Origin of the sequence: Enterobacter cloacae complex sp. P16RS2, from assembly GCF_014982155.1 — a bacterium.
Lineage (GTDB): Bacteria > Pseudomonadota > Gammaproteobacteria > Enterobacterales > Enterobacteriaceae > Enterobacter > Enterobacter cloacae_M.
In genome coordinates this window covers 23,037-43,534 of sequence record NZ_JADCKW010000017.1, presented here as the reverse complement: position 1 = coordinate 43,534, position 20,498 = coordinate 23,037, and the positions used below count along the sequence as shown (strand labels likewise).

Sequence of the window (20,498 nt, the reverse complement as noted above, 5' to 3'; positions counted from 1 at the left end):
AAGGGGGCAGCATGCTTAACATCGTTTTATTCGAACCAGAAATTCCGCCGAACACCGGCAATATCATCCGCCTGTGTGCCAACACCGGTTTTCGTCTGCACATCATTGAGCCGATGGGCTTTACGTGGGACGACAAACGTCTGCGTCGCGCAGGGCTGGATTATCATGAATTTACCGCCGTCGTTCGCCACCACGATTACGCCGCGTTTCTGGAAGCCGAGCAGCCGCAGCGCATGTTCGCCCTGACTACCAAAGGCACGCCAGCACACAGCGCCGTGAGCTATCAGGCAGGTGACTATCTGATGTTTGGCCCGGAAACCCGCGGCCTGCCGGCCACGATCCTGGATGCCCTGCCCGCTGAGCAGAAAATCCGTATTCCGATGATGCCGGACAGCCGCAGCATGAACCTGTCGAACGCGGTGTCGGTGGTGGTGTATGAAGCATGGCGCCAGCTGGGGTATCCGGGCGCCATTCTCAGAAGTTAAATGCCGTCACCATACTCGAACGTATGGTGAATGCCGTTGAAGTGCTGATCCATGTCCATGGACGGCTTATCGCTGTCTGGTTTACCGACGATGCGCGCCGGTACGCCAGCGGCAGTGGTATGCGGTGGCACAGGCTGGAGCACCACGGAGCCTGCACCGATCTTAGCACCGCGCCCGACTTCGATATTGCCGAGGATCTTGGCGCCCGCGCCAATCATCACCCCTTCACGAATTTTTGGATGGCGATCGCCGCTGGTTTTACCGGTACCGCCCAGGGTGACCGACTGCAGGATCGAGACGTCATCTTCAATCACCGCCGTTTCCCCGACGACAATCCCGGTGGCGTGGTCGAGCATGATCCCACGGCCAATCTTTGCCGCCGGGTGAATATCGACCTGGAACGTCACGGAAACCTGGTTTTGCAGGAAGATCGCCAGCGCGCGGCGGCCTTCATTCCACAGCCAGTGGCCAATGCGGTAAGCCTGCAGGGCGTGGAAGCCTTTCAGGTACAGCAGCGGCGTAGAATATTTATCGACCGCCGGGTCACGCGTGCGCACGGCCTGGATATCACAGGCGGCAGAGGCGATCATTTCCGGGTCTGCGGCGTAAGCCTCTTCCACCACCTCACGAATGGCGATAGCAGGCATAATCGAGGACGCCAGCTTGTTGGCGAGCATATAGCTGAGCGCGCTGCCGAGGTTTTCGTGCTTGAGTAGCGTCGCGTGGTAGAAACTGGCCAGCATAGGCTCACAGTCGGCCAGCGCCCGGGCTTCAGCTTTAATATTGTTCCAGACGATATCCAGTTCTTCACACGGCATTGCTTACTCCAGACGATAGTTAATGACCAGCCAGTTCTGCGCTGGCTGGGTCATTCAGGTGACAACGGTTCCGACTAGTTACTGCTGCGCTCGTCCTTGCGCGCACGACCTAATAAGGTCAATGCTGCCTCGCGCGCATTTTTTCCGCAATACAATACCTGATAAATTTCCTCGGTTATTGGCATTTCGACACCGAAACGGTGCGCCAACTCGCGGACTTCTTTGGTATTGCGGTAGCCTTCAACCACCTGACCAATCTTCTCCTGCGCGCCTTTAACATCGCTGCCCTGCCCGAGCATCATGCCAAAGCGGCGGTTACGAGACTGGTTGTCGGTACAGGTCAGCACCAGGTCGCCCAAGCCAGCCATCCCCATAAAGGTGGCCGGATCGGCACCCAGCGCTTCGCCCAGGCGGGACATTTCGGTCAGTCCTCGGGTGATCAGCGCCGTACGCGCATTGGCACCAAAACCAATGCCGTCTGACATCCCGGCGCCAATCGCAATCACGTTCTTCACCGCACCGCCCAGCTGCACGCCGATAAAATCGGGGTTGCTGTAGACGCGGAAGCTCTTGCCGCAGTGCAGCAGCTGTTGAAGATCGTCGGAGAAGGCCTGATCGGTGGAGGCCAGCGAAATCGCCGTCGGCAGGCCAGCGGCCAGCTCTTTGGCAAAGGTCGGGCCGGAGATGACCGCCAGCGGGATCGCATCACCCAGCGCTTCGCGGGCAACGTCCTGCAGCAGGCGTCCGGTTTCGGCTTCCAGTCCTTTTGTCGCCCAGACAATGCGCGCATCCGGGCGCATCAGCGGCTTAATCTGACGGAGCACGTCGCCAAATACATGGCTCGGAACCACAATCAGAATGTTGCGGCTGGCCGCCAGCGCGGTCGCAAGGTCGCTTTCAAGGTGCAGGGAGTCGGGGAACGGAACGTCCGGAAGAAACGCCACGTTGCAACGATCGCGTTGCAGCGTTGCGATATGTTTTGGGTCGTGGCCCCAGAGAACCACTTCGTGACCATTTCTTGCCAGCGTGATGGCAAGAGCGGTGCCGTATGAGCCGGCACCGATCACAGTCATTGACGCATTAACAGTGCTCATCAGGCATCCTGATGTTGTTCAGCACCTTCGCCAGCTTGCTGCTGCAGATAGTTCATGAACAGCGCATCAAAGTTAACTGGCGCAAGGTTCAGTTGCGGGAATGTACCGCGAGAAACCAGGCTGGTGATGCATTCACGCGCATACGGGAACAGAATGTTCGGGCAGTACGCACCCAGGCAATGCGCCATCTGGTTGCCTTCGATACCGCCGATAGAGAAGATGCCGCCCTGCTGAACTTCACACAGGAATGCAGTTTCTTCGCCCAGAGACGCGGTAACGGTCACACGCAGCACGACTTCATACACGTCATCTGCCAGTTGGGTAGATGCGGTATCCAGATCAAGTTTAACCTCTGGCTGCCAATCTTTCTGGAAAACATGTGGCGCATTTGGCGCTTCGAAAGAGACGTCCTTGGTGTAGATACGCTGGATCTGGAAAGTCATTTCGGTGTTGTTTTGTTCTGACATGGAAATACCCTTTTTAATTGTCCTAAAGTCTCTTAGCTCAGCAGCGGATCGAGTCCACCACGGGCGTCGAGCGCATACAAGTCATCACAGCCGCCAATGTGCTGCGCATCAATAAAAATCTGCGGAACCGTCGTGCGACCACTACGTTTGATCATCTCTTCGCGTTTAATCGCGTCACCGTCGATTGGCAGTTCCTGGAACGTGACGCCTTTGCTGTTCAGCAGCGCTTTCGCACGATGACAGAACGGGCACGTCGCTTTGGTATAGATCTCAATATTGGCCATGACTGAACTCCTTATTTACCGCGTACCAAAGGAAGATTTTCCCCGCTCCAGCCGGAAATACCTTCTTTCAGCACCGTTACGTTTTCGAAGCCTGCTTTATGAAGCGCGCTGGCAGATTCCTGTGCCTGCATGCCGGTCGCATCGACAACGATAATCGGCTGGGCTTTGTGTTTCTCAAGCTCACCGACGTTGTTCGCTTTGATTTCAGCTGGCAACAGGTTGATTGCGCCCGCAATGTGACCTTTACGGAAATCGTCACGCTGGCGCAGATCGACCACGACGGCATCTTCTTTGTTGATCAGACGCGTCGCTTCACCACGGGTGATAACCTTAATTTTAGACGTCAGGCTCTTAAATGTAGTGAACAGCACAGCAGCCAGCAGGCCAATCCACGCGATGCTCAGAACCGGATGGCGGCTAACGAATTGCATAATTTCTTGCATGGAGGGTAACTACTCCCGACTAAGTGATAAAAAAAACCAGGACAGGAGTATACCTGTGCGTTCTGGCAAATACAGCCAGCGACCATAACCTAATCCATTTTCTGCGGCATGCCACCTAAAAAAATGCCTCAAAATGGTCTGGTGAACATCTTGCCCCTGCGCTTTCTTTGATCTTCTGCGGCTATTTGATCGATTCAGCTGTAGTAAAATTACGCAAATTTTGACTCTTGAGCATGAGGTTGTCGCAATGTCGGTTTCTAAAAAACCTATGGTACTGGTGATTCTGGATGGCTATGGCTACCGTGAAGATAGCCAGGATAACGCTATTTTCAACGCCAAAACCCCGGTCATGGATGCCCTGTGGGCGAAACGTCCGCATACGCTGATTGACGCGTCTGGCCTGGAAGTGGGCCTGCCGGACCGCCAGATGGGCAACTCCGAAGTCGGTCACGTAAACCTGGGCGCCGGGCGTATTGTGTATCAGGATCTGACGCGTCTGGACGTTGAAATCAAAGAACGCACCTTCTTCTCCAACCCAACGCTGTCTGGCGCGGTCGATAAAGCCGTTGCCGCTGGCAAGGCCGTACACATCATGGGCCTGCTCTCTGCTGGCGGCGTTCACAGCCACGAAGATCACATCATGGCGATGGTTGAACTGGCCGCCGAGCGCGGTGCGGAAAAAATCTATCTGCACGCCTTCCTGGACGGACGCGATACGCCACCACGCAGTGCAAAAGGCTCTCTGCAAGCCTTCGAAGAGAAATTCGCCGCGCTGGGTAAAGGCCGCGTAGCGTCCATCATTGGCCGTTACTACGCCATGGACCGCGACAACCGCTGGGATCGCGTTGAACAGGCCTATGACCTGATGACCCTGGCAAAAGGTGAATTCCAGTTCGCGACCGCCGTTGAAGCGCTGGAAGCGGCCTATGCTCGTGATGAAAACGACGAATTCGTTAAAGCGTCCGTGATCCGCGCTGAAGGCCAGGCCGACGCCGCCATGGAAGATGGTGACGCGCTGATCTTCATGAACTTCCGCGCTGACCGCGCGCGTGAAATCACCCGTGCCTTCGTCAACAGCGACTTCGACGGTTTTGCCCGTAAGAAAGTGGTAAAACTGGACTTCATCCAGCTGACCGAATACGCCGCAGACATCAAAGCGCCCTGCGCGTATCCGCCAGCATCTCTGGCAAACACCTTTGGCGAGTGGATGGCGAAGAACGACAAAACGCAGCTGCGTATTTCCGAAACTGAAAAATACGCGCACGTGACCTTCTTCTTTAACGGTGGCGTTGAAGAGCCGTTCAAAGGCGAAGACCGCACTCTGATCAACTCTCCGAAAGTTGCTACCTACGATCTGCAGCCAGAAATGAGCTCTGCAGAATTGACGGAAAAACTGGTTGCGGCCATCGAGAGCGGTAAGTACGACACCATCATCTGTAACTACCCGAACGGCGACATGGTTGGGCATACCGGGGTGATGGAAGCGGCAGTGAAAGCGGTTGAAGCGCTGGACCACTGCGTTGAGCAGGTAGCGAAAGCGGTTGAATCCGTTGGCGGCCAGCTGCTGATCACCGCTGACCACGGTAACGCTGAACAGATGCGCGACCCGGCGACCGGCCAGGCGCACACGGCCCATACCAACCTGCCTGTTCCGCTGATTTATGTGGGTGATAAATCACTGAAAGCAGTGGAAGGCGGCAAGCTTTCTGACATCGCGCCAACCATGCTGTCGCTGATGGGTATGCCGATCCCTGAAGAGATGACTGGTAAGCCGCTGTTCATCGTGGAATAATCGCTCCCCATGAGGGGAAAGGCGATTTTTTCAATCACATGGGTCGTGAAGCCGCTTAGGTTATCAGTCAGACCTCTGTTTTACGCCAGCGCACTCAGCGCTGGCGTATTGCTGTGCGCCGCATCCGCCCACGCGGATGACCGCGACCAGCTGAAATCTATTCAGGCCGATATCGCCGCCAAAGAGCGTGCGGTACGCCAGCAGCAGCAGCAGCGCTCCGCTCTGCTCGCCCAGCTTAAGCAGCAGGAAGAGGCGATCTCCGCCGCCACGCGTAAACTCCGTGAAACGCAAAACACCCTCGCCCAGTTGAATAAACAGATCGACGAGATGAACGCGTCGATTGCCAAACTCGAGCGCCAGCGTGATGCGCAGGAGCGCAATCTTGCCGCACAGCTTGATGCCGCATTCCGCCAGGGTGAACATACCGGACTCCAGTTGATCCTCAGCGGCGAAGAGAGCCAGCGCGGCCAGCGCCTGCAGGCCTACTTTGGCTATCTCAACCAGGCGCGTCAGGAGACGATCGCGCAGCTGAAGCAGACGCGCGAAGAGGTCTCCACGCAAAAAGCCGAGCTGGAAGAGAAGCAGAGCCAGCAGCAGACGCTGCTCTACGATCAGCAGGCCCAGCAGGCGAAGCTTGAGCAGGCTCGCAACGAGCGTAAGAAAACCCTTTCCGGCCTTGAATCCTCCATTCAGGAAGGTCAGAGCCAGCTAAGCGAAATGCGCGCCAACGAATCAAAACTGCGTAACAGCATCGCCCGTGCGGAAGCGGCGGCGAAAGCGCGCGCCGAAAAAGAGGCTCGCGAGGCGCAGGCCGTTCGCGACAAGCAGCAGGAAGCGTCCCGCAAAGGGACCACCTACAAGCCAAGCGAGAGCGAACGATCTCTGATGTCGCGTACCGGCGGTTTGGGTTCTCCTCGCGGTCAGGCTTTCTGGCCCGTTCGTGGTTCAATTCTGCATCGCTATGGCGAACAGCTGCAGGGTGAGCTACGTTGGAAAGGGATCGTTATCGGTGCGTCTGAAGGTAGCGAAGTGAAAGCCATCGCCGATGGCCGCGTGATTCTGGCCGACTGGCTGCAGGGTTACGGACTGGTGGTGGTGGTTGAACACGGTAAAGGTGATATGAGTCTTTACGGCTACAACCAGAGCGCGCTGGTCAGCGTCGGCACGCAGGTGCGCGCAGGCCAACCCATCGCCCTTGTGGGCAGCAGTGGCGGTCAGGGCCGCCCGTCACTCTATTTCGAAATTCGTCGCCAGGGTCAGGCGGTCAATCCACAGCCGTGGTTGGGAAGATAAGTTTTGCTTCAATTTCGTCGAATGGTTTTCTCCGTCGTCAGCGCGCTGGCGCTGGCTGCACCGGTATACGCAGGTAAACTCGCTATCGTGATTGATGACTTCGGTTATCGTCCACACTATGAAAATCAGGTGCTGGCGATGCCGTCGGCCATCTCTGTCGCCGTCCTTCCAAATGCGCCCCACGCGCGTGAGATGGCGACCAAAGCCCACAGCAGCGGTCATCAGGTGCTGATCCACCTGCCGATGGCCCCGCTCAGCAAGCAGCCGCTGGAAAAAGATACCCTTCGCCCGGACATGAGCAGCGAGGATATCGAGCGCATCATCCGCGATGCCTACAACAAAGTGCCGTATGCCGTAGGGCTGAACAACCATATGGGCAGCGCGATGACATCAAGCCTGTTCGGGATGCTCAAAGTGATGCAGGCTCTGGAGCGTTACAACCTCTACTTCCTCGACAGCATGACCATCGGCAACAGCCAGGCAATGCGTGCCGCTCAGGGAACGGGCGTAAAGGTGATTAAGCGCAAGGTGTTCCTGGATGATACCCAGAACGAAGCCGATATCCGCATGCAGTTTAATCGCGCGGTACAGCTGGCCCGCCGCAATGGCTCAGCCATCGCCATCGGTCACCCGCACCCGTCTACCGTTCGCGTTCTGCAGCAGATGCTGCCGACCTTGCCTGCCGATATCACGCTGGTGCGTCCGAGCGATCTGCTGAACGAGCCGCAGGTGGATACCTCTAAACCAAATTCTGCGCAGCCTGTCCCGACAGCGCCGCGTAATCCGTTCCGCGGCGTCAAGCGCTGTGTACCTAAGCAACCGCTTGAACCGGTCTATGCAACCCGCTTCTTCTCCGTCATCGGAGACAGCATCAGTAACAGTACGCTGGTGAAATACGTCCAGCAGCAGTGGCAGGGATGGGGTAAGAAAGCCTGACGCTTATTTCGCAATCTGAGAGTCCGTCTGCTCGTTAGCAACGGGCTCTTTTTTTTCCTGATGCTGATACCAGGATTTGAAATACTTCAAAAAACTATAGGCTGTGGCATACAGTCCCGTTGCCACCCCCACTTTGCCCTTACGCCAGGCGCCGCTAAACAGATACCATTTGAAAAAAGCCCCGATGGCGCTGATTACGCCGCGCCCAATTGAGGGCCGTATTTTTTGATATTGAACCAGGCGGGTTGTATAACAATTTAATTTGTTAAAAAGCTCATGCATCGTGGGAAACGTATCATGTTTTACATAACCCGGAATACGTTCACAACGGAGAAAGCCTTCGACCTGATCGTCTACCGGTCGGTTATTAAACCGAGACTGGTTACGGTTAAAAAGACGCACAGGATAATCAGGGGATGAAACAGGATAAATCGTCCGGACTTCCTCACCCAGAACAAACCAGTGGCGGCATATTTGCCATGCCATTCCCGGGTCTGGCTCATCGCCTGCTTTTAACGTTAAAACGGCATTAACCGTTTCCTGGTCAAGAATTTCGTCGCTGTCGATGCACAGGACCCAGTCATGGCTGGCTAAGGATATGGCATAGTTCATCTGCTCGCCATGCCAGCCAAATTTTTTATAGACGGGTTGCAGGCCAAAGTTTTCACAAATATATCGTGTTTTGTCCGTACTGCCAGAATCGACTACGACAATTTCATCCGCTATTTTCAATAGAGGCGGGATAACATCGTGTAATAATCTTTCAGAATTAAACGTTAATAAGCAGACCGTTATTTTAAACATTTCCCCACTCTCAATAGCAGCCTAAATTAATATTATTAATACTATATAAATGAGTAGAGACGATTAAAGTCCTGAATCACACTTTTCAAATAAGCACGCTTGAAATGTTGTCTAATCCTGAAGCGCAATAAAATAGAAAAATCTATTTTATTTCAACAGATTCTTTATAATGCAGTCAGTTGAAGGGTAGCACACGGATTCAGACATGCCGCACAAAAGTAAAATTCTCCTCCTGGATACGGGTAAAGAATGGGGGGGAGGCACCAACAGTATGCTTGAGCTCCTGAAGCGAATTAATCGCGATAAATTCGATATTACCTGTTGTTTTTACAGTGATTATAGTCGTGCTGAAGGTGAGACGATTGGCCAGGTGCTCAACGGCATCGGCATCCCACTCATCGTGATCCCTCAACGCCAGCAGCCGGTCTGGGCCAAATTGCTGAAGGAAGCGGGACGTAGCCTGCTGTTTTTCTCACGCGGCGCCCGTAAGGCATTTACACGTTATGTGGATATCATGTGGCGCATCAGGCCTAATGTCAGCAAAATCGAAACCCTTTTAACGCAGGGCAGTTTCGATACGCTCTATATGAATAACCAGCCGGGCTCAAACGAGGAAGGCTATCTGGCGGCAGCGAACCTGCAGACGCGGTTGATCCAGCACTGCCGCATTGAACCTGTTTTGACCCCACCGCTGGTGAAACTGGTGAATGCCCATGCCACAAAAATCATCGCGGTCTCGCACGGCGTTGAACGCGTGTTGCTTGAGCATGGCGTCCGGCCCGAACTGTGTACGACGGTCAATAATGCCATCGACATCCACCAGCCTTTACCTGACCGACGCGCGATGCGCCAGCGCCTGAACATTGATGACGACACGTTTGTGTTCGGCAGTATCGGGTCGTTAATCCCTCGCAAAGCCAACCACCACACGCTGGAGGCGCTGGCACAGTTCAGCCAGAAGCATCCCCAGGCGAAATGGAAAATGGTGCTGGTCGGCGAAGGTGCCGAACGCCGCGCTTTAGCGGAACAGGCCCGAGCGCTGGGAATTGAATCCCGCGTCATCTTCACCGGTTTTCAGAATACCCCCTTTGATTACCTCGCTACGTTTGACGCCTTTATTCTCGCCTCAAAAAGCGAAGGGCTGCCGCGCGTAGTGCTGGAAGCGATGCTTCTCAATATCCCCGTGATTGGCTCTCAGGTGACCGGCACGGCGGAATTGATTGATCATGATTCGACAGGGCTGCTATTCCCCTGGAGCGATGTTTCACTGCTTGCACAGCATCTGGACAATATCTGGGCAGATGCGGAGCTGCGGGCTCGACTGGCTGCGGCTGCATACCAAAACGTCTGTCATACCTATGCCATCGAAAACTATGTCAGCGGTGTCGAAGCCGTGCTTGGCGCGCACTAACCAAACGAGATAACTATGTTTAAATTTCTTAATGCTCGCTATCGTCATATCACCGGGCGACACAACATTCCTTACAGCTCTCTGCCCGTGACGGGCGCGCTTGCTGCGGTGGATTCTATTGTGATTCCGTGTACCGGCGCAGATTTCGTCGAAGAAGCATTACTCTCTGCCACCTTCGCGGAACGCTATGCCACCGGGGTGAGCGAAATCGTCATCGTCAGCGATCAGCCTGAATCCGCCTTTGGGGTACTGCCGCCGAAAACACGCGTAGTGACGCTTAACCTTCCGGTTCGTGAGGAAGGTTACCGCTATAAGCAGATCTACCTCAGCCGTCTGGTGAAGCTTAACGCCCCGCTGCAGGCGCGCGGTGAAGGCGTATTGATGATCGATTCCGATCTCAACCTGCTGAAAATGCCTGAGATCAACATGGCAGATATGCATATCTACTCCAGCTTCCGTCAGGGCAAAATGATTGCCAAGCTGGACGGTGCGCCAGCGGAGAAAGTACCGGCATATTACAAGGAGACGGTGCGCCCGTATCTGGTCGATCACGTTAACGGCGCGTTTCTTGCGGCAACAAAAAAAACCTGGCGCCGTATCTGCCCGCTGTGGCTGACGCTGTTCCAGGATACCTGGGAGCTGATGGACGACACGCAGCCGCCGACCGATCAATTACCCCTCGCCGCGCTGCTGGACATGCTGGATCTAAAAACGGTTAACCTGGGCGACTGGATGAACTGGCCGGTCTCCAAGAAGATCGGTGGTCAAGAAGCCGTTGTACCGAAAGAGGTGATTGGCGCGCACGGCGGCTTCCCTCTCTCCGAATGGCAGAAGTATCTTGAATCGCCGGATAACAAACTGCTGTTCAAAGGTCAGGACTACACCCGCAAGGTGCGTTACCTGACGGACGAAGAGAAAAAGAAGCAATAAAATAAGGGGCCTCAGGCCCCTTTTTGATTACTTATCCCAGCTCAGGATCACTTTCCCTGACTGGCCGGAACGCATCGCGTCAAAGCCCTGCTGGAACTCATCGATGGAGAAACGGTGAGTAATAATCGGGGACAGATCCAGACCGGACTGGATCAGCGCCGCCATCTTGTACCAGGTCTCGAACATCTCGCGGCCATAGATGCCCTTGATGAACAGCCCCTTGAAGATGACTTTGTTCCAGTCGATAGACATGTCTGACGGCGGAATACCCAGCATCGCGATACGGCCACCGTGGTTCATAGTGTCGAGCATGGTGCGGAACGCCGGCGGCGCGCCGGACATCTCAAGACCCACGTCAAAGCCTTCGGTCATGCCCAGCTCTTCCATCACGTCGGTCAGGCTCTCTTTCGAAACATCCACCGCGCGGGTGACGCCCATTTTGCGTGCCAGCGACAGACGGTATTCGTTCACGTCGGTGATCACAACGTTGCGCGCGCCCACGTGCTTCGCCACCGCAGCGGCCATAATGCCGATTGGGCCCGCGCCGGAGACCAGCACGTCTTCACCGACCAGGTCGAAGGAGAGCGCCGTGTGCACCGCGTTGCCGAACGGGTCGAAGATGGAGGCCAGATCGTCAGAGATATTGTCCGGAATTTTGAACGCGTTAAACGCCGGGATCACCAGGTATTCCGCGAAGCAGCCCGGGCGGTTTACGCCCACGCCAATGGTATTACGGCACAGGTGCGTACGCCCGCCGCGACAGTTACGGCAGTGGCCGCAGGTAATATGGCCTTCACCGGAGACGCGATCGCCAATTTGGAAGCCTTTCACTTCCTGGCCGATACCCACCACTTCACCGACATATTCGTGACCGACAACCATCGGTACCGGAATGGTTTTCTGCGACCACTGGTCCCAGTTGTAGATGTGAACGTCAGTACCGCAGATGGCGGTTTTACGAATTTTGATCAGCAGATCGTTATGACCGACTTCCGGCTCCGGCACGTCGGTCATCCAAATCCCTTCTTCCGCTTTCAGTTTGGATAACGCTTTCATCACACGTCCTCAGGCAATTACGCCCAGCTGTTTGCCGATGCGGGTAAAGGCTTCCACCGCACGTTCAATTTGTTCAGGCGTATGCGCCGCAGACATCTGGGTGCGGATACGCGCCTGACCTTTTGGCACCACCGGGAAGAAGAACCCGGTGACGTAAATCCCTTCTTTCTGCAGCTCGCGAGCAAATTGCTGCGCGACAACCGCATCGCCAAGCATCACCGGAATGATCGCGTGGTCAGCACCGGCCAGGGTAAACCCTGCGGCGCTCATTTTTTCACGGAACAGACGGGCGTTGGACCACAGGCGGTCGCGCAGCTCAGCGCCGGACTCCACCATCTCCAGCACTTTGATGGAGGCAGCAACAATGGCCGGCGCCAGGGAGTTGGAGAACAGATACGGGCGGGAGCGCTGGCGCAGCCACTCGACCACCTCTTTACGCGCGGCGGTATAGCCGCCGGACGCGCCGCCGAGCGCTTTGCCCAGCGTACCGGTGATGATGTCCACGCGGCCCATCACGTCACAGTATTCGTGGGAACCGCGGCCGTTTTCGCCGACAAAACCGACCGCGTGAGAGTCATCGACCATCACCAGCGCGTCGTATTTATCCGCCAGGTCGCAAACGCCCTTCAGGTTGGCGATCACGCCGTCCATGGAGAACACGCCGTCGGTGGCGATCAGCACGTGGCGAGCCCCCGCTTCACGCGCCTCTTTCAGGCGTGCTTCCAGCTCGACCATGTCGTTGTTGGCATAGCGGAAACGCTTCGCTTTACACAGGCGTACGCCGTCGATGATGGAGGCGTGGTTCAGGGCGTCGGAGATAATCGCATCTTCTGCACCAAGCAGGGTCTCAAACAGACCGCCGTTGGCGTCAAAACAGGAGGAGTACAGAATCGCGTCTTCCATTCCGAGGAAGCTCGCCAGCTTTTGCTCAAGCTGCTTGTGGCTGTCCTGCGTACCGCAGATAAAGCGTACGGAGGCCATGCCGAAACCGTGGGTGTCCATGCCGTTTTTTGCAGCGGCAATCAGCTCAGGGTGATTCGCAAGACCTAAATAGTTGTTCGCGCAAAAGTTAATCACATGGCTGCCGTCGGCAACGGTGATGTCCGCCTGCTGGGCAGACGTGATAATACGCTCTTCCTTGAACAATCCTTCCGCACGTGCGGTGTCGAGGTCGCTGTTTAACTGTTTGTAAAAATCACCACGCATTGCAATTCTCCAGACTCGGCAAATTTCGGGACATATTACCCAAACCTATAGTTCATGACGAGATGACACGTCATCTCTTGTCGTTTTTGCAGCATAAATCACGCGTACCCCTGCGCTGTGAAGGTGAATGGCTGAAGGGCAGCCATACTAATGATATGATAGAGACATTAGCGTCCGGGATTGTCCCCGGGCTCCACACTTCAAAGGTTACAGTTATGATCATCGTTACCGGCGGCGCGGGCTTTATCGGCAGCAATATTGTTAAGGCTCTCAATGACAAGGGCATCACCGACATCCTGGTGGTTGACAACCTGAAAGACGGCACCAAGTTCGTCAACCTGGTGGATCTGAACATCGCTGACTACATGGATAAAGAAGACTTCCTTATCCAGATTATGGCAGGCGAAGAGTTCGGCGAGATCGAAGCCATCTTCCACGAAGGTGCGTGCTCTTCCACCACCGAGTGGGACGGTAAGTACATGATGGACAACAACTATCAGTACTCCAAAGAGATCCTGCACTACTGCCTGGAGCGTGAAATTCCGTTCCTGTATGCCTCTTCCGCGGCAACCTACGGCGGCCGCACCTCGGACTTTATCGAATCCCGCGAGTACGAGCAGCCGCTGAACGTCTACGGTTACTCCAAATTCCTGTTCGACGAGTACGTGCGTCAGGTGCTGCCAGAAGCGAACTCGCAGATCGTCGGCTTCCGTTATTTCAACGTCTACGGACCGCGCGAAGGCCACAAAGGCAGCATGGCGAGCGTGGCGTTCCACCTGAACACCCAGCTGAATAACGGCGAAAGCCCGAAACTGTTCGAAGGCAGCGACGGCTTTAAGCGCGACTTCGTTTACGTAGGCGACGTTGCCGCAGTGAACCTGTGGTTCTGGGAAAACGGCGTATCCGGCATCTTCAACCTGGGTACCGGCCGCGCGGAGTCCTTCCAGGCCGTGGCTGACGCAACGCTGGCTTATCACAAAAAAGGCAGCATCGAGTACATTCCGTTCCCTGACAAGCTGAAAGGCCGTTATCAGGCGTTCACCCAGGCCGATCTGACCAACCTGCGCGCCGCAGGCTACGACAAGCCGTTCAAGACCGTTGCCGAAGGCGTAACGGAATATATGGCCTGGCTGAACCGCGACGCATAAGTATGAAGATTCTGGTGATCGGCCCGTCATGGGTGGGCGACATGATGATGTCGCAAAGTCTCTATCGCACGCTCAAGGCGCGTTATCCCCAGGCGATAATCGACGTGATGGCACCCGCATGGTGCCGTCCGCTGTTGTCGCGTATGCCGGAAGTGAACGAGGCGATCCCGATGCCGCTTGGCCACGGGGCGCTGGAAATTGGCGAACGCCGTAAACTCGGCCATAGCCTGCGCGAGAAGCGCTACGATCGGGCGTATGTCCTGCCAAACTCCTTTAAATCCGCCCTGGTGCCCTTTTTTGCGGGTATTCCACATCGCACCGGCTGGCGCGGTGAAATGCGCTACGGCCTGCTGAACGATGCGCGGGTGCTGGATAAAGAGGCCTGGCCGCTGATGGTGGAGCGCTATGTGGCGCTGGCCTACGACAAAGGCGTGATGCGCAGCGCGAAAGACCTGCCGCAGCCGCTGCTCTGGCCACAGCTTCAGGTTAACGACGGTGAAAAATCCCAGACCTGTAACGCGTTTGGCCTTTCGTCTGAACGCCCGATGATTGGCTTCTGCCCTGGCGCCGAGTTCGGCCCGGCAAAACGCTGGCCGCACTACCACTATGCGGAGCTGGCGAAACAGCTGATTGACGAAGGCTACCAGATTGTCCTGTTCGGTTCGGCAAAGGACCACGAGGCAGGCAACGAAATTCTCGCGACGCTCAGTAATGAACAGCAGGCCTGGTGCCGCAACCTGGCGGGAGAAACGCAGCTTGAACAGGCGGTTATTCTGATTGCCGCCTGTAAGGCTGTGGTCAGCAACGATTCGGGCCTGATGCACGTCGCTGCCGCGCTCAACCGCCCGCTGGTGGCGCTGTATGGACCAAGTAGCCCGGATTTCACGCCCCCGCTTTCTCATAAAGCGCGCGTCATCCGCCTGATCACGGGCTACCATAAAGTTCGCAAGGGCGATGCCGCAGAAGGCTACCATCAGAGCCTGATCGACATTACGCCAGAGCGCGTTCTCGAAGAGCTTAACGAACTGCTGTTGAGTGAAGAAGGATAACGAATGCGGGTACTGATCGTTAAAACTTCTTCGATGGGCGATGTTCTGCATACGCTCCCGTCACTGACGGACGCCATGCGGGCCATTCCCGGCATTCGTTTTGACTGGGTGGTGGAAGAAGGCTTCGCGCAGATCCCCACCTGGCATGAAGCGGTTGACCGCGTGATACCGGTGGCGATTCGCCGCTGGCGCAAAGCGTGGTTCTCCGCGCCGATTAAAGCCGAACGTAGAGCCTTCCATGAGGCGGTGCAGGCGCAGCGTTACGACGCCATCATCGACGCCCAGGGGCTGGTGAAAAGCGCCGCGCTGGTGACGCGTCTGGCACACGGCGTAAAGCACGGCATGGACTGGCACACTGCCCGCGAACCGCTGGCGAGCCTGTTCTATAATCGTCGCCACCACATCGCAAAGCAACAGCACGCCGTCGAACGTACCCGCGAGCTGTTTGCCAAAAGCCTGGGCTACGCGAAACCGGAAACCCAGGGCGACTACGCCATTGCGCAGCACTTTTTGCACAATACAGATCCCTGTGCTCAGCCTTATCTTGTCTTCCTGCATGCCACAACGCGCGACGATAAACACTGGCCGGAATCGCACTGGCGAAGCCTGATTGAACTAATGCAACCCACCGGCATCCATATTAAACTCCCGTGGGGTGCCGAACATGAGCGGCAGCGTGCAGAGCGTCTGGCAGCAGGTTTTCCACACGTCGAGGTATTGCCGAAACTCACGCTGGCGCAGGTTGCCGCGCAGCTGGCGGGAGCGAATGCTGTTGTTTCCGTTGATACAGGTTTAAGCCATTTAACCGCGGCGCTGGATCGTCCGAATATTACGATTTTTGGTCCGACCGATCCTGGATTGATCGGGGGTTACGGCAAAAACCAGCATCAGATGGTCAGCCCGACCCAGCAAACGAAGGATATCAGCGCAGATGCTATTTTTTCATTTTTACAGGGCAGCCGTTGGCTTTCCAACAGGGATATCTAACGCATGAGTTACGTATTTCTGCTGATTTTACTCTTTCCGGTGAAGCTTATCCGGAAGCTGTTCCGCAAAGAGACAGGTAAAAACCTGGTCATTCAGACAGCAAAAATCGGCGATTTTGTTAATGCAACGCCCCTTCTGGCATACCTGCAAAAAAGCGACGTGCTCATCAGTCGTAGCGTGGGTGCGCTGGCAAAACATGATGAGACGATCGATAAGATTTTTTTTATCGAGCAGCATAAGCGTAACCTGTGGCGAAAGCTGGTCTTTGCCTGCCGGATCATGAACCGCTATGACAATGTCTATCTCCTGCAACCCAACAGCGTGAACCTCTTTTTCGCCTCCGTATGTAACGCTAAAAACAAACAGTTTTTAAGCACTTACACGCGCAGATGGTATCACGGTATTTTCTATGCAACGGCAGACGGCACTGTTGAACACGGCAGAAAGACGCTGTCGGTCACGAACTATCTTAAACTGGCCGATCGCACCTTAACCTGGAAAGACTCGCCAAAGCACGCCACAAAGCCGCTTTTCAAACCGGCGACCTATCCGGCAATCCTCGATAAACCCGGCGTGATCCGCATTGGCATCAGCGTAGCCGCGGGAAATAAAGCGAAAACCGTTCCGCCGGTCATCTGGAAGCAAATTGCCGATCGTCTCGTCGACCTGCCCTGCGAGTTTTATGTGTTTGGCGCCCCGAATGAACAATCGTGGATGGATGACATCACCCGCGCTTACGGTGAACTGCCCAACTTTATTAACCTGATTGGCAAAATCTCGCTTGAAGAGCTGCCGTGGGCCATTTCTAAAATGGATTGCTATATCGCGTCTGACTCGGGGAATGTCTACATTGCCGATGCGGTTGACGTGCCGGTAATTTTACTGTTCGGGCCTTGTTGCCACTATGAACAGCGTCCTCTGGGCAACGTATTGCTGATTGGTAATGATGACAACATTTGCTCATATGTTTTTGAAACACGATATTACTTCTCACAGAGCCGGGAAGAACTCTTCGCTGTAACAGACGAAGCGCTACGTGACCTCAAAAATTTTATTTGCGAGTTACCAACAATTAACGCAACTGCATACTCCTTTGATGCTCAGGAAAACTGATTATTATGGCTTTTCTTAGCATCATTATTGCCGCGCATAACGCCAAAGATACGCTTCACACTACGTTAGAAAGCCTGCAAAACGCGATTGAAGGTGCGGGCGATGATGTAGAGATCATTATCTTTAACGACAGTTCCAATGACTCAACGCAGGATATTATTGAAGCGTGGCTGCCAATGCTTCCGAATGCGCAATCCCGATACGTCGAGTACCGTAACGTAGGTCATGTTCGAAACAGTGCCCTCTCACTGGCCACAGGTGAATACATTACCATGCTGGATAGCGATGACCGGTTGAAACCGGGCAGCATCAGGGACGCTGTGGCGTTTCTCAAATCAGAGCGCCCTGATATGCTACTGACGCGCCTGCTGGAAATTCGCGACACCAAAAAAATTACAGCTGACTGGCAGGGGTTCTCTCCGGTTGCTTTGTCGCAATATGAGGCAATAAAGCGATTCCTGCAGCACAAAGATTTTCAGGCACATCTCATCGGGCAATTTATTCATCGGAAATTGTATGTAAATAACCCGATTCCTTCGATGGTTTGCTATGAAGATTTCGCCGTATTTCCCGGCATGCTGATGCAAGCGAGTAAAATAGTCTATCAGCGTCAGGGACACTATTATTACATCAAACGTAACGATAGTTTGTCGAGTCGTCTCGACGCCAGTAAAATCGCTACGCTGGTTGATTGCACATTGCAAATGGAAAAAACATTCCCTCGTTCTTTTAAGCATCTTGTTAATTGTCACTGGTTTGATATCTACAGTAACCATCGGCAGCATCTGACTGACATGCAACTCAAACTGGTTAAACAGCGGGTCAATGCACTTTATTCTCTCTCTTTCTTTTTCTCCAGAGATGTACGTTTCAGCTACAAAAAAAGGGTCATTGAGGCATTATGGAAAAAGTAAAACTGCGGCTTTATCAGCTGACGCTGATTTTGAGCCTTATTTCGCTTGCGCTGGCGCTGCTGAGTTCAGGTAAGCAGCGAGAGTTTTTCTATATTGCTATTTATGCCAGCATTATCGGCTTAGCATGCGAATATAAAAAAATCACAGTGCGTCCTTTTTCTATCGCATTGCCGATCTTGTTAATTGGACTGCTCAATCTTGGCTGGTATCTGGTGTATGAATATCATAGCGAAGGTCTGAACGTTTATAGCGATTATCTCGGTGCAAGTAAAAAATTAATTCTGGCAAGTATTCTCATTTTTTACCTTGACCGGTTTAAGTCTTATATTGATAAAGCTTCCTTCCAGAAATATTTTTTATACGCCTCTGGTGCAGGGTTTATACTTGCCACTGGCTATGGCTTATGGCAGGCATCACAGGGTATGGGACGTATTGAGATGGCCATAAACCGTGCGACCGTGTCGGCCTATGTTTACTCTGTACTGTCGCTGGCGTTTGTATACAGCCTTTATCTACAGAAAAATATAAAACTGTATGTAGCCGCAGGACTCATCATCTTAATATCTTATTTTGTTATTCTTCTAACGGGCACGCGTGCCGCAATGGGATTATATTTAATCCTGGCGATTGTACTCACGCTTTATCAATTCAAAAGAATACACCTTAAATCAACGCTGATTTTCTTATGTATTGTGGCGGGTATTGTTATCGTCAGCTACAAGCCATTAATTTTACCAAAGATACAACAAACACAAGCTGAAGTTGAAAGTTATCAAAAAGGTAATGATGCAACCTCGCTCGGTGCACGTTTTTCTATGTGGAATGTGGGTATTCAAAACGGACTTGCTCATCCTTTCGGGCAGTCAGTTGAAGACCGTGAAGTATGGACACAACAATATGTAAAAAATGGGCACCCACACCTCGCGGCTGCGCTCGAGTTTATCAGGGTGCATCTGCATAATGAGTTTATTGAAAAATATTCGCTGCAGGGGATCCCCGGGCTTGCGATATTATGCTTTTTCTATATATCAATGATCGTTTACGCACTTAAAAACAGAAATGGCCTGCTGCTGACGACCATGCTTCTTTTGTTACTCTATGGCCTGACGGACGTCATACTATTGAGTTCAGAGGCTGTAATCTTCTTTGTCAGCGTATTTGCGCTGAGTACTCCTTTTTCGCAAACCAGGCAACGTTAATGGTAATGCCCGCCTGGCGGGCATTATTTTTTCTTGTATTGATAAAACTCCGCCAGCGTCATCCCGACCGTCTTGTCGGATAACCAGCTAAAGAGCGCTTCTAAATCCTGATACAACCCTTCGATCGCCGCCTCATCTTTAAACGTGGGGCTTCCGCCCGGCATAAATTCCGACGAATGAAGCATAAACTCCACGTACTCACTTCCCTGAGACAGGCATTGCTGTGCAACCTGAATCATCTGCGCCACATTCCCACCGGAAGGTCTTAGCCAGTTGACCGAGGGTGAGCGGTATTTACCGCGAAGCCTGTCGTAACCCTGTTTGATCGTGTTCAACCACGCCGGGTGTTTATACTGAATGCTCATCGGCACTTCGAGTAATGGGCTATTGCCCGCCCGGGAAATATTATCTAAATCCATGAAATAGGCGTGGTCGGGGAAATGCTGATAATCTGTTCCTCCATTACCCTGCGGAGCGCCCTTCGCGTTGCGCCAGTTCACGCGTGGCGTCACGGAGCAATCAACCTGGTACCCTAGTTCAACGAGCAATTTTGCATAGCGACTGTCAAATGCCCAACGTCCGGCACGGTGGCTTAACATTTTGGTCTGAAATGTCTCTTCCAGCAGGCGGGTCATAAAGAGCACTTTCTCGCGCATCACCTCATCCGAAAATTCAATCAGATAAGGCTGCCAGCGCCAGTCATCTCCCGTGAGATCGTGTTCCGGCGGGCTATTCCATGCGTGAAGGTGCATCCCCACCTCGCCCTGACCGCGGGCGATCGCGTCCCTGGCGAATTCGATGAAAACGGGCTCGATCGCCATCTCGTAATTGGTCAGCCACACGGGCTTAAAGCCGAAACGCTCACAAAGCGCCTGGAACCGCGCCAGATAGCGCGCGTTTTCCGTTTTAATGACGCGGTGATTTTGCCAGAGATTATCGCCCTCAGTATCAATCGTGATGATAAACGCTGGTTTGTTCATAATGAGTCCGCAAGACAGGAAAGTTAGCGCTATGTTACGCACTCTCCAAAGCGTGAGTAAACCCTTCCTGGGAAATTACTGAGATTATG

At 53.9% G+C, this 20,498-nt stretch carries 21 protein-coding genes; 12 read left to right on the top strand and 9 right to left on the bottom strand.

All coding sequences use genetic code 11. The features are described from left to right. Window positions 1–11 precede the first annotated feature (11 nt). Window positions 12–485 (top strand): tRNA (uridine(34)/cytosine(34)/5-carboxymethylaminomethyluridine(34)-2'-O)-methyltransferase TrmL, encoded by a 474-nt coding sequence (gene trmL, locus INF68_RS12315; protein ID WP_109845874.1) that lies wholly within the window; start codon window positions 12–14, stop codon window positions 483–485. Here the strand turns inward: trmL and cysE are convergent. The 5 genes from cysE to INF68_RS12290 all read right to left on the bottom strand — a co-directional run bounded on the left by cysE (window position 482) and on the right by INF68_RS12290 (window position 3,591). Continuing rightward, window positions 482–1,303, bottom strand: coding sequence for a serine O-acetyltransferase (gene cysE, locus INF68_RS12310; protein WP_008502718.1), 822 nt, complete (start codon window positions 1,301–1,303; stop codon window positions 482–484). The two genes, trmL and cysE, sit on opposite strands and share 4 nt — an antisense overlap. Window positions 1,304–1,377: 74 nt before the next feature. After that, complete coding sequence (gpsA, locus tag INF68_RS12305; protein ID WP_023334039.1) at window positions 1,378–2,397, bottom strand: NAD(P)H-dependent glycerol-3-phosphate dehydrogenase; 1,020 nt, start codon at window positions 2,395–2,397, stop codon at window positions 1,378–1,380. Then, on the bottom strand, window positions 2,397–2,864 hold the full coding sequence (gene secB, locus INF68_RS12300; protein ID WP_003860835.1) for a protein-export chaperone SecB: 468 nt from the start codon (window positions 2,862–2,864) through the stop codon (window positions 2,397–2,399). The genes gpsA and secB overlap by 1 nt, the downstream gene beginning before the upstream one ends. A 32-nt stretch (window positions 2,865–2,896) precedes the next feature. After that, on the bottom strand, window positions 2,897–3,148 hold the full coding sequence (gene grxC / locus INF68_RS12295; protein WP_023309914.1) for a glutaredoxin 3: 252 nt from the start codon (window positions 3,146–3,148) through the stop codon (window positions 2,897–2,899). A gap of 11 nt (window positions 3,149–3,159) precedes the next feature. Continuing rightward, window positions 3,160–3,591, bottom strand: coding sequence for a rhodanese-like domain-containing protein (locus INF68_RS12290; RefSeq protein ID WP_023309913.1), 432 nt, complete (start codon window positions 3,589–3,591; stop codon window positions 3,160–3,162). A 247-nt stretch (window positions 3,592–3,838) separates the two neighbouring features. Here INF68_RS12290 and gpmM point away from each other — a divergent pair, with 247 nt between their 5' ends. Genes gpmM through INF68_RS12275 form a run of 3 tightly spaced genes read left to right on the top strand, consistent with a single transcriptional unit; the run spans window position 3,839 to window position 7,612 of the window. Beyond that, the gene (gpmM, locus tag INF68_RS12285; protein ID WP_023309912.1) at window positions 3,839–5,383 is read left to right on the top strand and encodes a 2,3-bisphosphoglycerate-independent phosphoglycerate mutase; all 1,545 of its coding nucleotides are present in this window, start codon (window positions 3,839–3,841) and stop codon (window positions 5,381–5,383) included. Between the two features lie 33 nt (window positions 5,384–5,416). Next, the gene (gene envC, locus INF68_RS12280; protein WP_229231479.1) at window positions 5,417–6,676 is read left to right on the top strand and encodes a murein hydrolase activator EnvC; all 1,260 of its coding nucleotides are present in this window, start codon (window positions 5,417–5,419) and stop codon (window positions 6,674–6,676) included. Window positions 6,677–6,679: 3 nt separating this feature from the next. Further along, the gene (locus INF68_RS12275; RefSeq protein WP_193525322.1) at window positions 6,680–7,612 is read left to right on the top strand and encodes a divergent polysaccharide deacetylase family protein; all 933 of its coding nucleotides are present in this window, start codon (window positions 6,680–6,682) and stop codon (window positions 7,610–7,612) included. A gap of 3 nt (window positions 7,613–7,615) precedes the next feature. On the opposite strand, the gene INF68_RS12270 is transcribed toward INF68_RS12275, so the two are convergent. Then, window positions 7,616–8,416 (bottom strand): glycosyltransferase family 2 protein, encoded by an 801-nt coding sequence (locus tag INF68_RS12270; protein ID WP_126786485.1) that lies wholly within the window; start codon window positions 8,414–8,416, stop codon window positions 7,616–7,618. 205 nt (window positions 8,417–8,621) lie between these two features. Here INF68_RS12270 and INF68_RS12265 point away from each other — a divergent pair, with 205 nt between their 5' ends. Both INF68_RS12265 and INF68_RS12260 read left to right on the top strand, forming a co-directional pair. Beyond that, a complete protein-coding gene (locus INF68_RS12265) occupies window positions 8,622–9,827 on the top strand; it encodes a glycosyltransferase (protein ID WP_109845879.1) in 1,206 nt (401 codons plus the stop codon). A gap of 15 nt (window positions 9,828–9,842) precedes the next feature. Next, entirely contained in the window at window positions 9,843–10,757 is a 915-nt protein-coding gene (locus INF68_RS12260; RefSeq protein ID WP_047651781.1) for a hypothetical protein, read from the top strand. A 27-nt stretch (window positions 10,758–10,784) separates the two neighbouring features. On the opposite strand, the gene tdh is transcribed toward INF68_RS12260, so the two are convergent. Further along, the gene (gene tdh / locus INF68_RS12255; RefSeq protein ID WP_023309906.1) at window positions 10,785–11,813 is read right to left on the bottom strand and encodes an L-threonine 3-dehydrogenase; all 1,029 of its coding nucleotides are present in this window, start codon (window positions 11,811–11,813) and stop codon (window positions 10,785–10,787) included. Window positions 11,814–11,822: 9 nt separating this feature from the next. Further along, window positions 11,823–13,019: a glycine C-acetyltransferase gene (gene kbl, locus INF68_RS12250; protein WP_024906617.1), complete on the bottom strand. Its 1,197-nt coding sequence runs from the start codon at window positions 13,017–13,019 to the stop codon at window positions 11,823–11,825. A gap of 215 nt (window positions 13,020–13,234) precedes the next feature. Here kbl and rfaD point away from each other — a divergent pair, with 215 nt between their 5' ends. Genes rfaD through INF68_RS12220 form a run of 6 tightly spaced genes read left to right on the top strand, consistent with a single transcriptional unit; the run spans window position 13,235 to window position 19,429 of the window. Further along, the gene (gene rfaD, locus INF68_RS12245) at window positions 13,235–14,167 is read left to right on the top strand and encodes an ADP-glyceromanno-heptose 6-epimerase (RefSeq protein ID WP_008502707.1); all 933 of its coding nucleotides are present in this window, start codon (window positions 13,235–13,237) and stop codon (window positions 14,165–14,167) included. Between the two features lie 2 nt (window positions 14,168–14,169). Further along, window positions 14,170–15,216, top strand: a complete 1,047-nt coding sequence (rfaF, locus tag INF68_RS12240; protein ID WP_032661897.1) for an ADP-heptose--LPS heptosyltransferase RfaF — start codon at window positions 14,170–14,172, stop codon at window positions 15,214–15,216. A gap of 3 nt (window positions 15,217–15,219) precedes the next feature. Beyond that, a complete protein-coding gene (rfaC, locus tag INF68_RS12235) occupies window positions 15,220–16,203 on the top strand; it encodes a lipopolysaccharide heptosyltransferase RfaC (RefSeq protein WP_126786486.1) in 984 nt (327 codons plus the stop codon). A 3-nt stretch (window positions 16,204–16,206) separates the two neighbouring features. Then, window positions 16,207–17,316, top strand: coding sequence for a glycosyltransferase family 9 protein (locus INF68_RS12230; RefSeq protein WP_126786487.1), 1,110 nt, complete (start codon window positions 16,207–16,209; stop codon window positions 17,314–17,316). 5 nt (window positions 17,317–17,321) lie between these two features. Beyond that, entirely contained in the window at window positions 17,322–18,230 is a 909-nt protein-coding gene (locus INF68_RS12225) for a glycosyltransferase family 2 protein (protein ID WP_126786488.1), read from the top strand. After that, complete coding sequence (locus tag INF68_RS12220) at window positions 18,218–19,429, top strand: O-antigen ligase (RefSeq protein WP_126786489.1); 1,212 nt, start codon at window positions 18,218–18,220, stop codon at window positions 19,427–19,429. Before INF68_RS12225 ends, INF68_RS12220 begins: the two co-directional genes overlap by 13 nt. A gap of 23 nt (window positions 19,430–19,452) precedes the next feature. Here the strand turns inward: INF68_RS12220 and INF68_RS12215 are convergent, their stop codons facing one another. Continuing rightward, window positions 19,453–20,409, bottom strand: coding sequence for a polysaccharide deacetylase family protein (locus INF68_RS12215; protein WP_126786490.1), 957 nt, complete (start codon window positions 20,407–20,409; stop codon window positions 19,453–19,455). Between the last annotated feature and the right edge of the window lie 89 nt (window positions 20,410–20,498).

Excerpts from the sequence above, each read along its gene's own strand:
- trmL (WP_109845874.1), top strand. The coding sequence starts at position 12 with ATGCTTAACATCGTTTTATTCGAACCAGAAATTCCGCCGAACACCGGC.
- cysE (WP_008502718.1), bottom strand. The coding sequence starts at position 1,303 with ATGCCGTGTGAAGAACTGGATATCGTCTGGAACAATATTAAAGCTGAA.
- gpsA (WP_023334039.1), bottom strand. The coding sequence starts at position 2,397 with ATGAGCACTGTTAATGCGTCAATGACTGTGATCGGTGCCGGCTCATAC.
- secB (WP_003860835.1), bottom strand. The coding sequence starts at position 2,864 with ATGTCAGAACAAAACAACACCGAAATGACTTTCCAGATCCAGCGTATC.
- grxC (WP_023309914.1), bottom strand. The coding sequence starts at position 3,148 with ATGGCCAATATTGAGATCTATACCAAAGCGACGTGCCCGTTCTGTCAT.
- INF68_RS12290 (WP_023309913.1), bottom strand. The coding sequence starts at position 3,591 with ATGCAAGAAATTATGCAATTCGTTAGCCGCCATCCGGTTCTGAGCATC.
- gpmM (WP_023309912.1), top strand. The coding sequence starts at position 3,839 with ATGTCGGTTTCTAAAAAACCTATGGTACTGGTGATTCTGGATGGCTAT.
- INF68_RS12270 (WP_126786485.1), bottom strand. The coding sequence starts at position 8,416 with ATGTTTAAAATAACGGTCTGCTTATTAACGTTTAATTCTGAAAGATTA.
- INF68_RS12265 (WP_109845879.1), top strand. The coding sequence starts at position 8,622 with ATGCCGCACAAAAGTAAAATTCTCCTCCTGGATACGGGTAAAGAATGG.
- INF68_RS12260 (WP_047651781.1), top strand. The coding sequence starts at position 9,843 with ATGTTTAAATTTCTTAATGCTCGCTATCGTCATATCACCGGGCGACAC.
- tdh (WP_023309906.1), bottom strand. The coding sequence starts at position 11,813 with ATGAAAGCGTTATCCAAACTGAAAGCGGAAGAAGGGATTTGGATGACC.
- kbl (WP_024906617.1), bottom strand. The coding sequence starts at position 13,019 with ATGCGTGGTGATTTTTACAAACAGTTAAACAGCGACCTCGACACCGCA.
- rfaD (WP_008502707.1), top strand. The coding sequence starts at position 13,235 with ATGATCATCGTTACCGGCGGCGCGGGCTTTATCGGCAGCAATATTGTT.
- rfaF (WP_032661897.1), top strand. The coding sequence starts at position 14,170 with ATGAAGATTCTGGTGATCGGCCCGTCATGGGTGGGCGACATGATGATG.
- rfaC (WP_126786486.1), top strand. The coding sequence starts at position 15,220 with ATGCGGGTACTGATCGTTAAAACTTCTTCGATGGGCGATGTTCTGCAT.
- INF68_RS12230 (WP_126786487.1), top strand. The coding sequence starts at position 16,207 with ATGAGTTACGTATTTCTGCTGATTTTACTCTTTCCGGTGAAGCTTATC.
- INF68_RS12225 (WP_126786488.1), top strand. The coding sequence starts at position 17,322 with ATGGCTTTTCTTAGCATCATTATTGCCGCGCATAACGCCAAAGATACG.
- INF68_RS12220 (WP_126786489.1), top strand. The coding sequence starts at position 18,218 with ATGGAAAAAGTAAAACTGCGGCTTTATCAGCTGACGCTGATTTTGAGC.
- INF68_RS12215 (WP_126786490.1), bottom strand. The coding sequence starts at position 20,409 with ATGAACAAACCAGCGTTTATCATCACGATTGATACTGAGGGCGATAAT.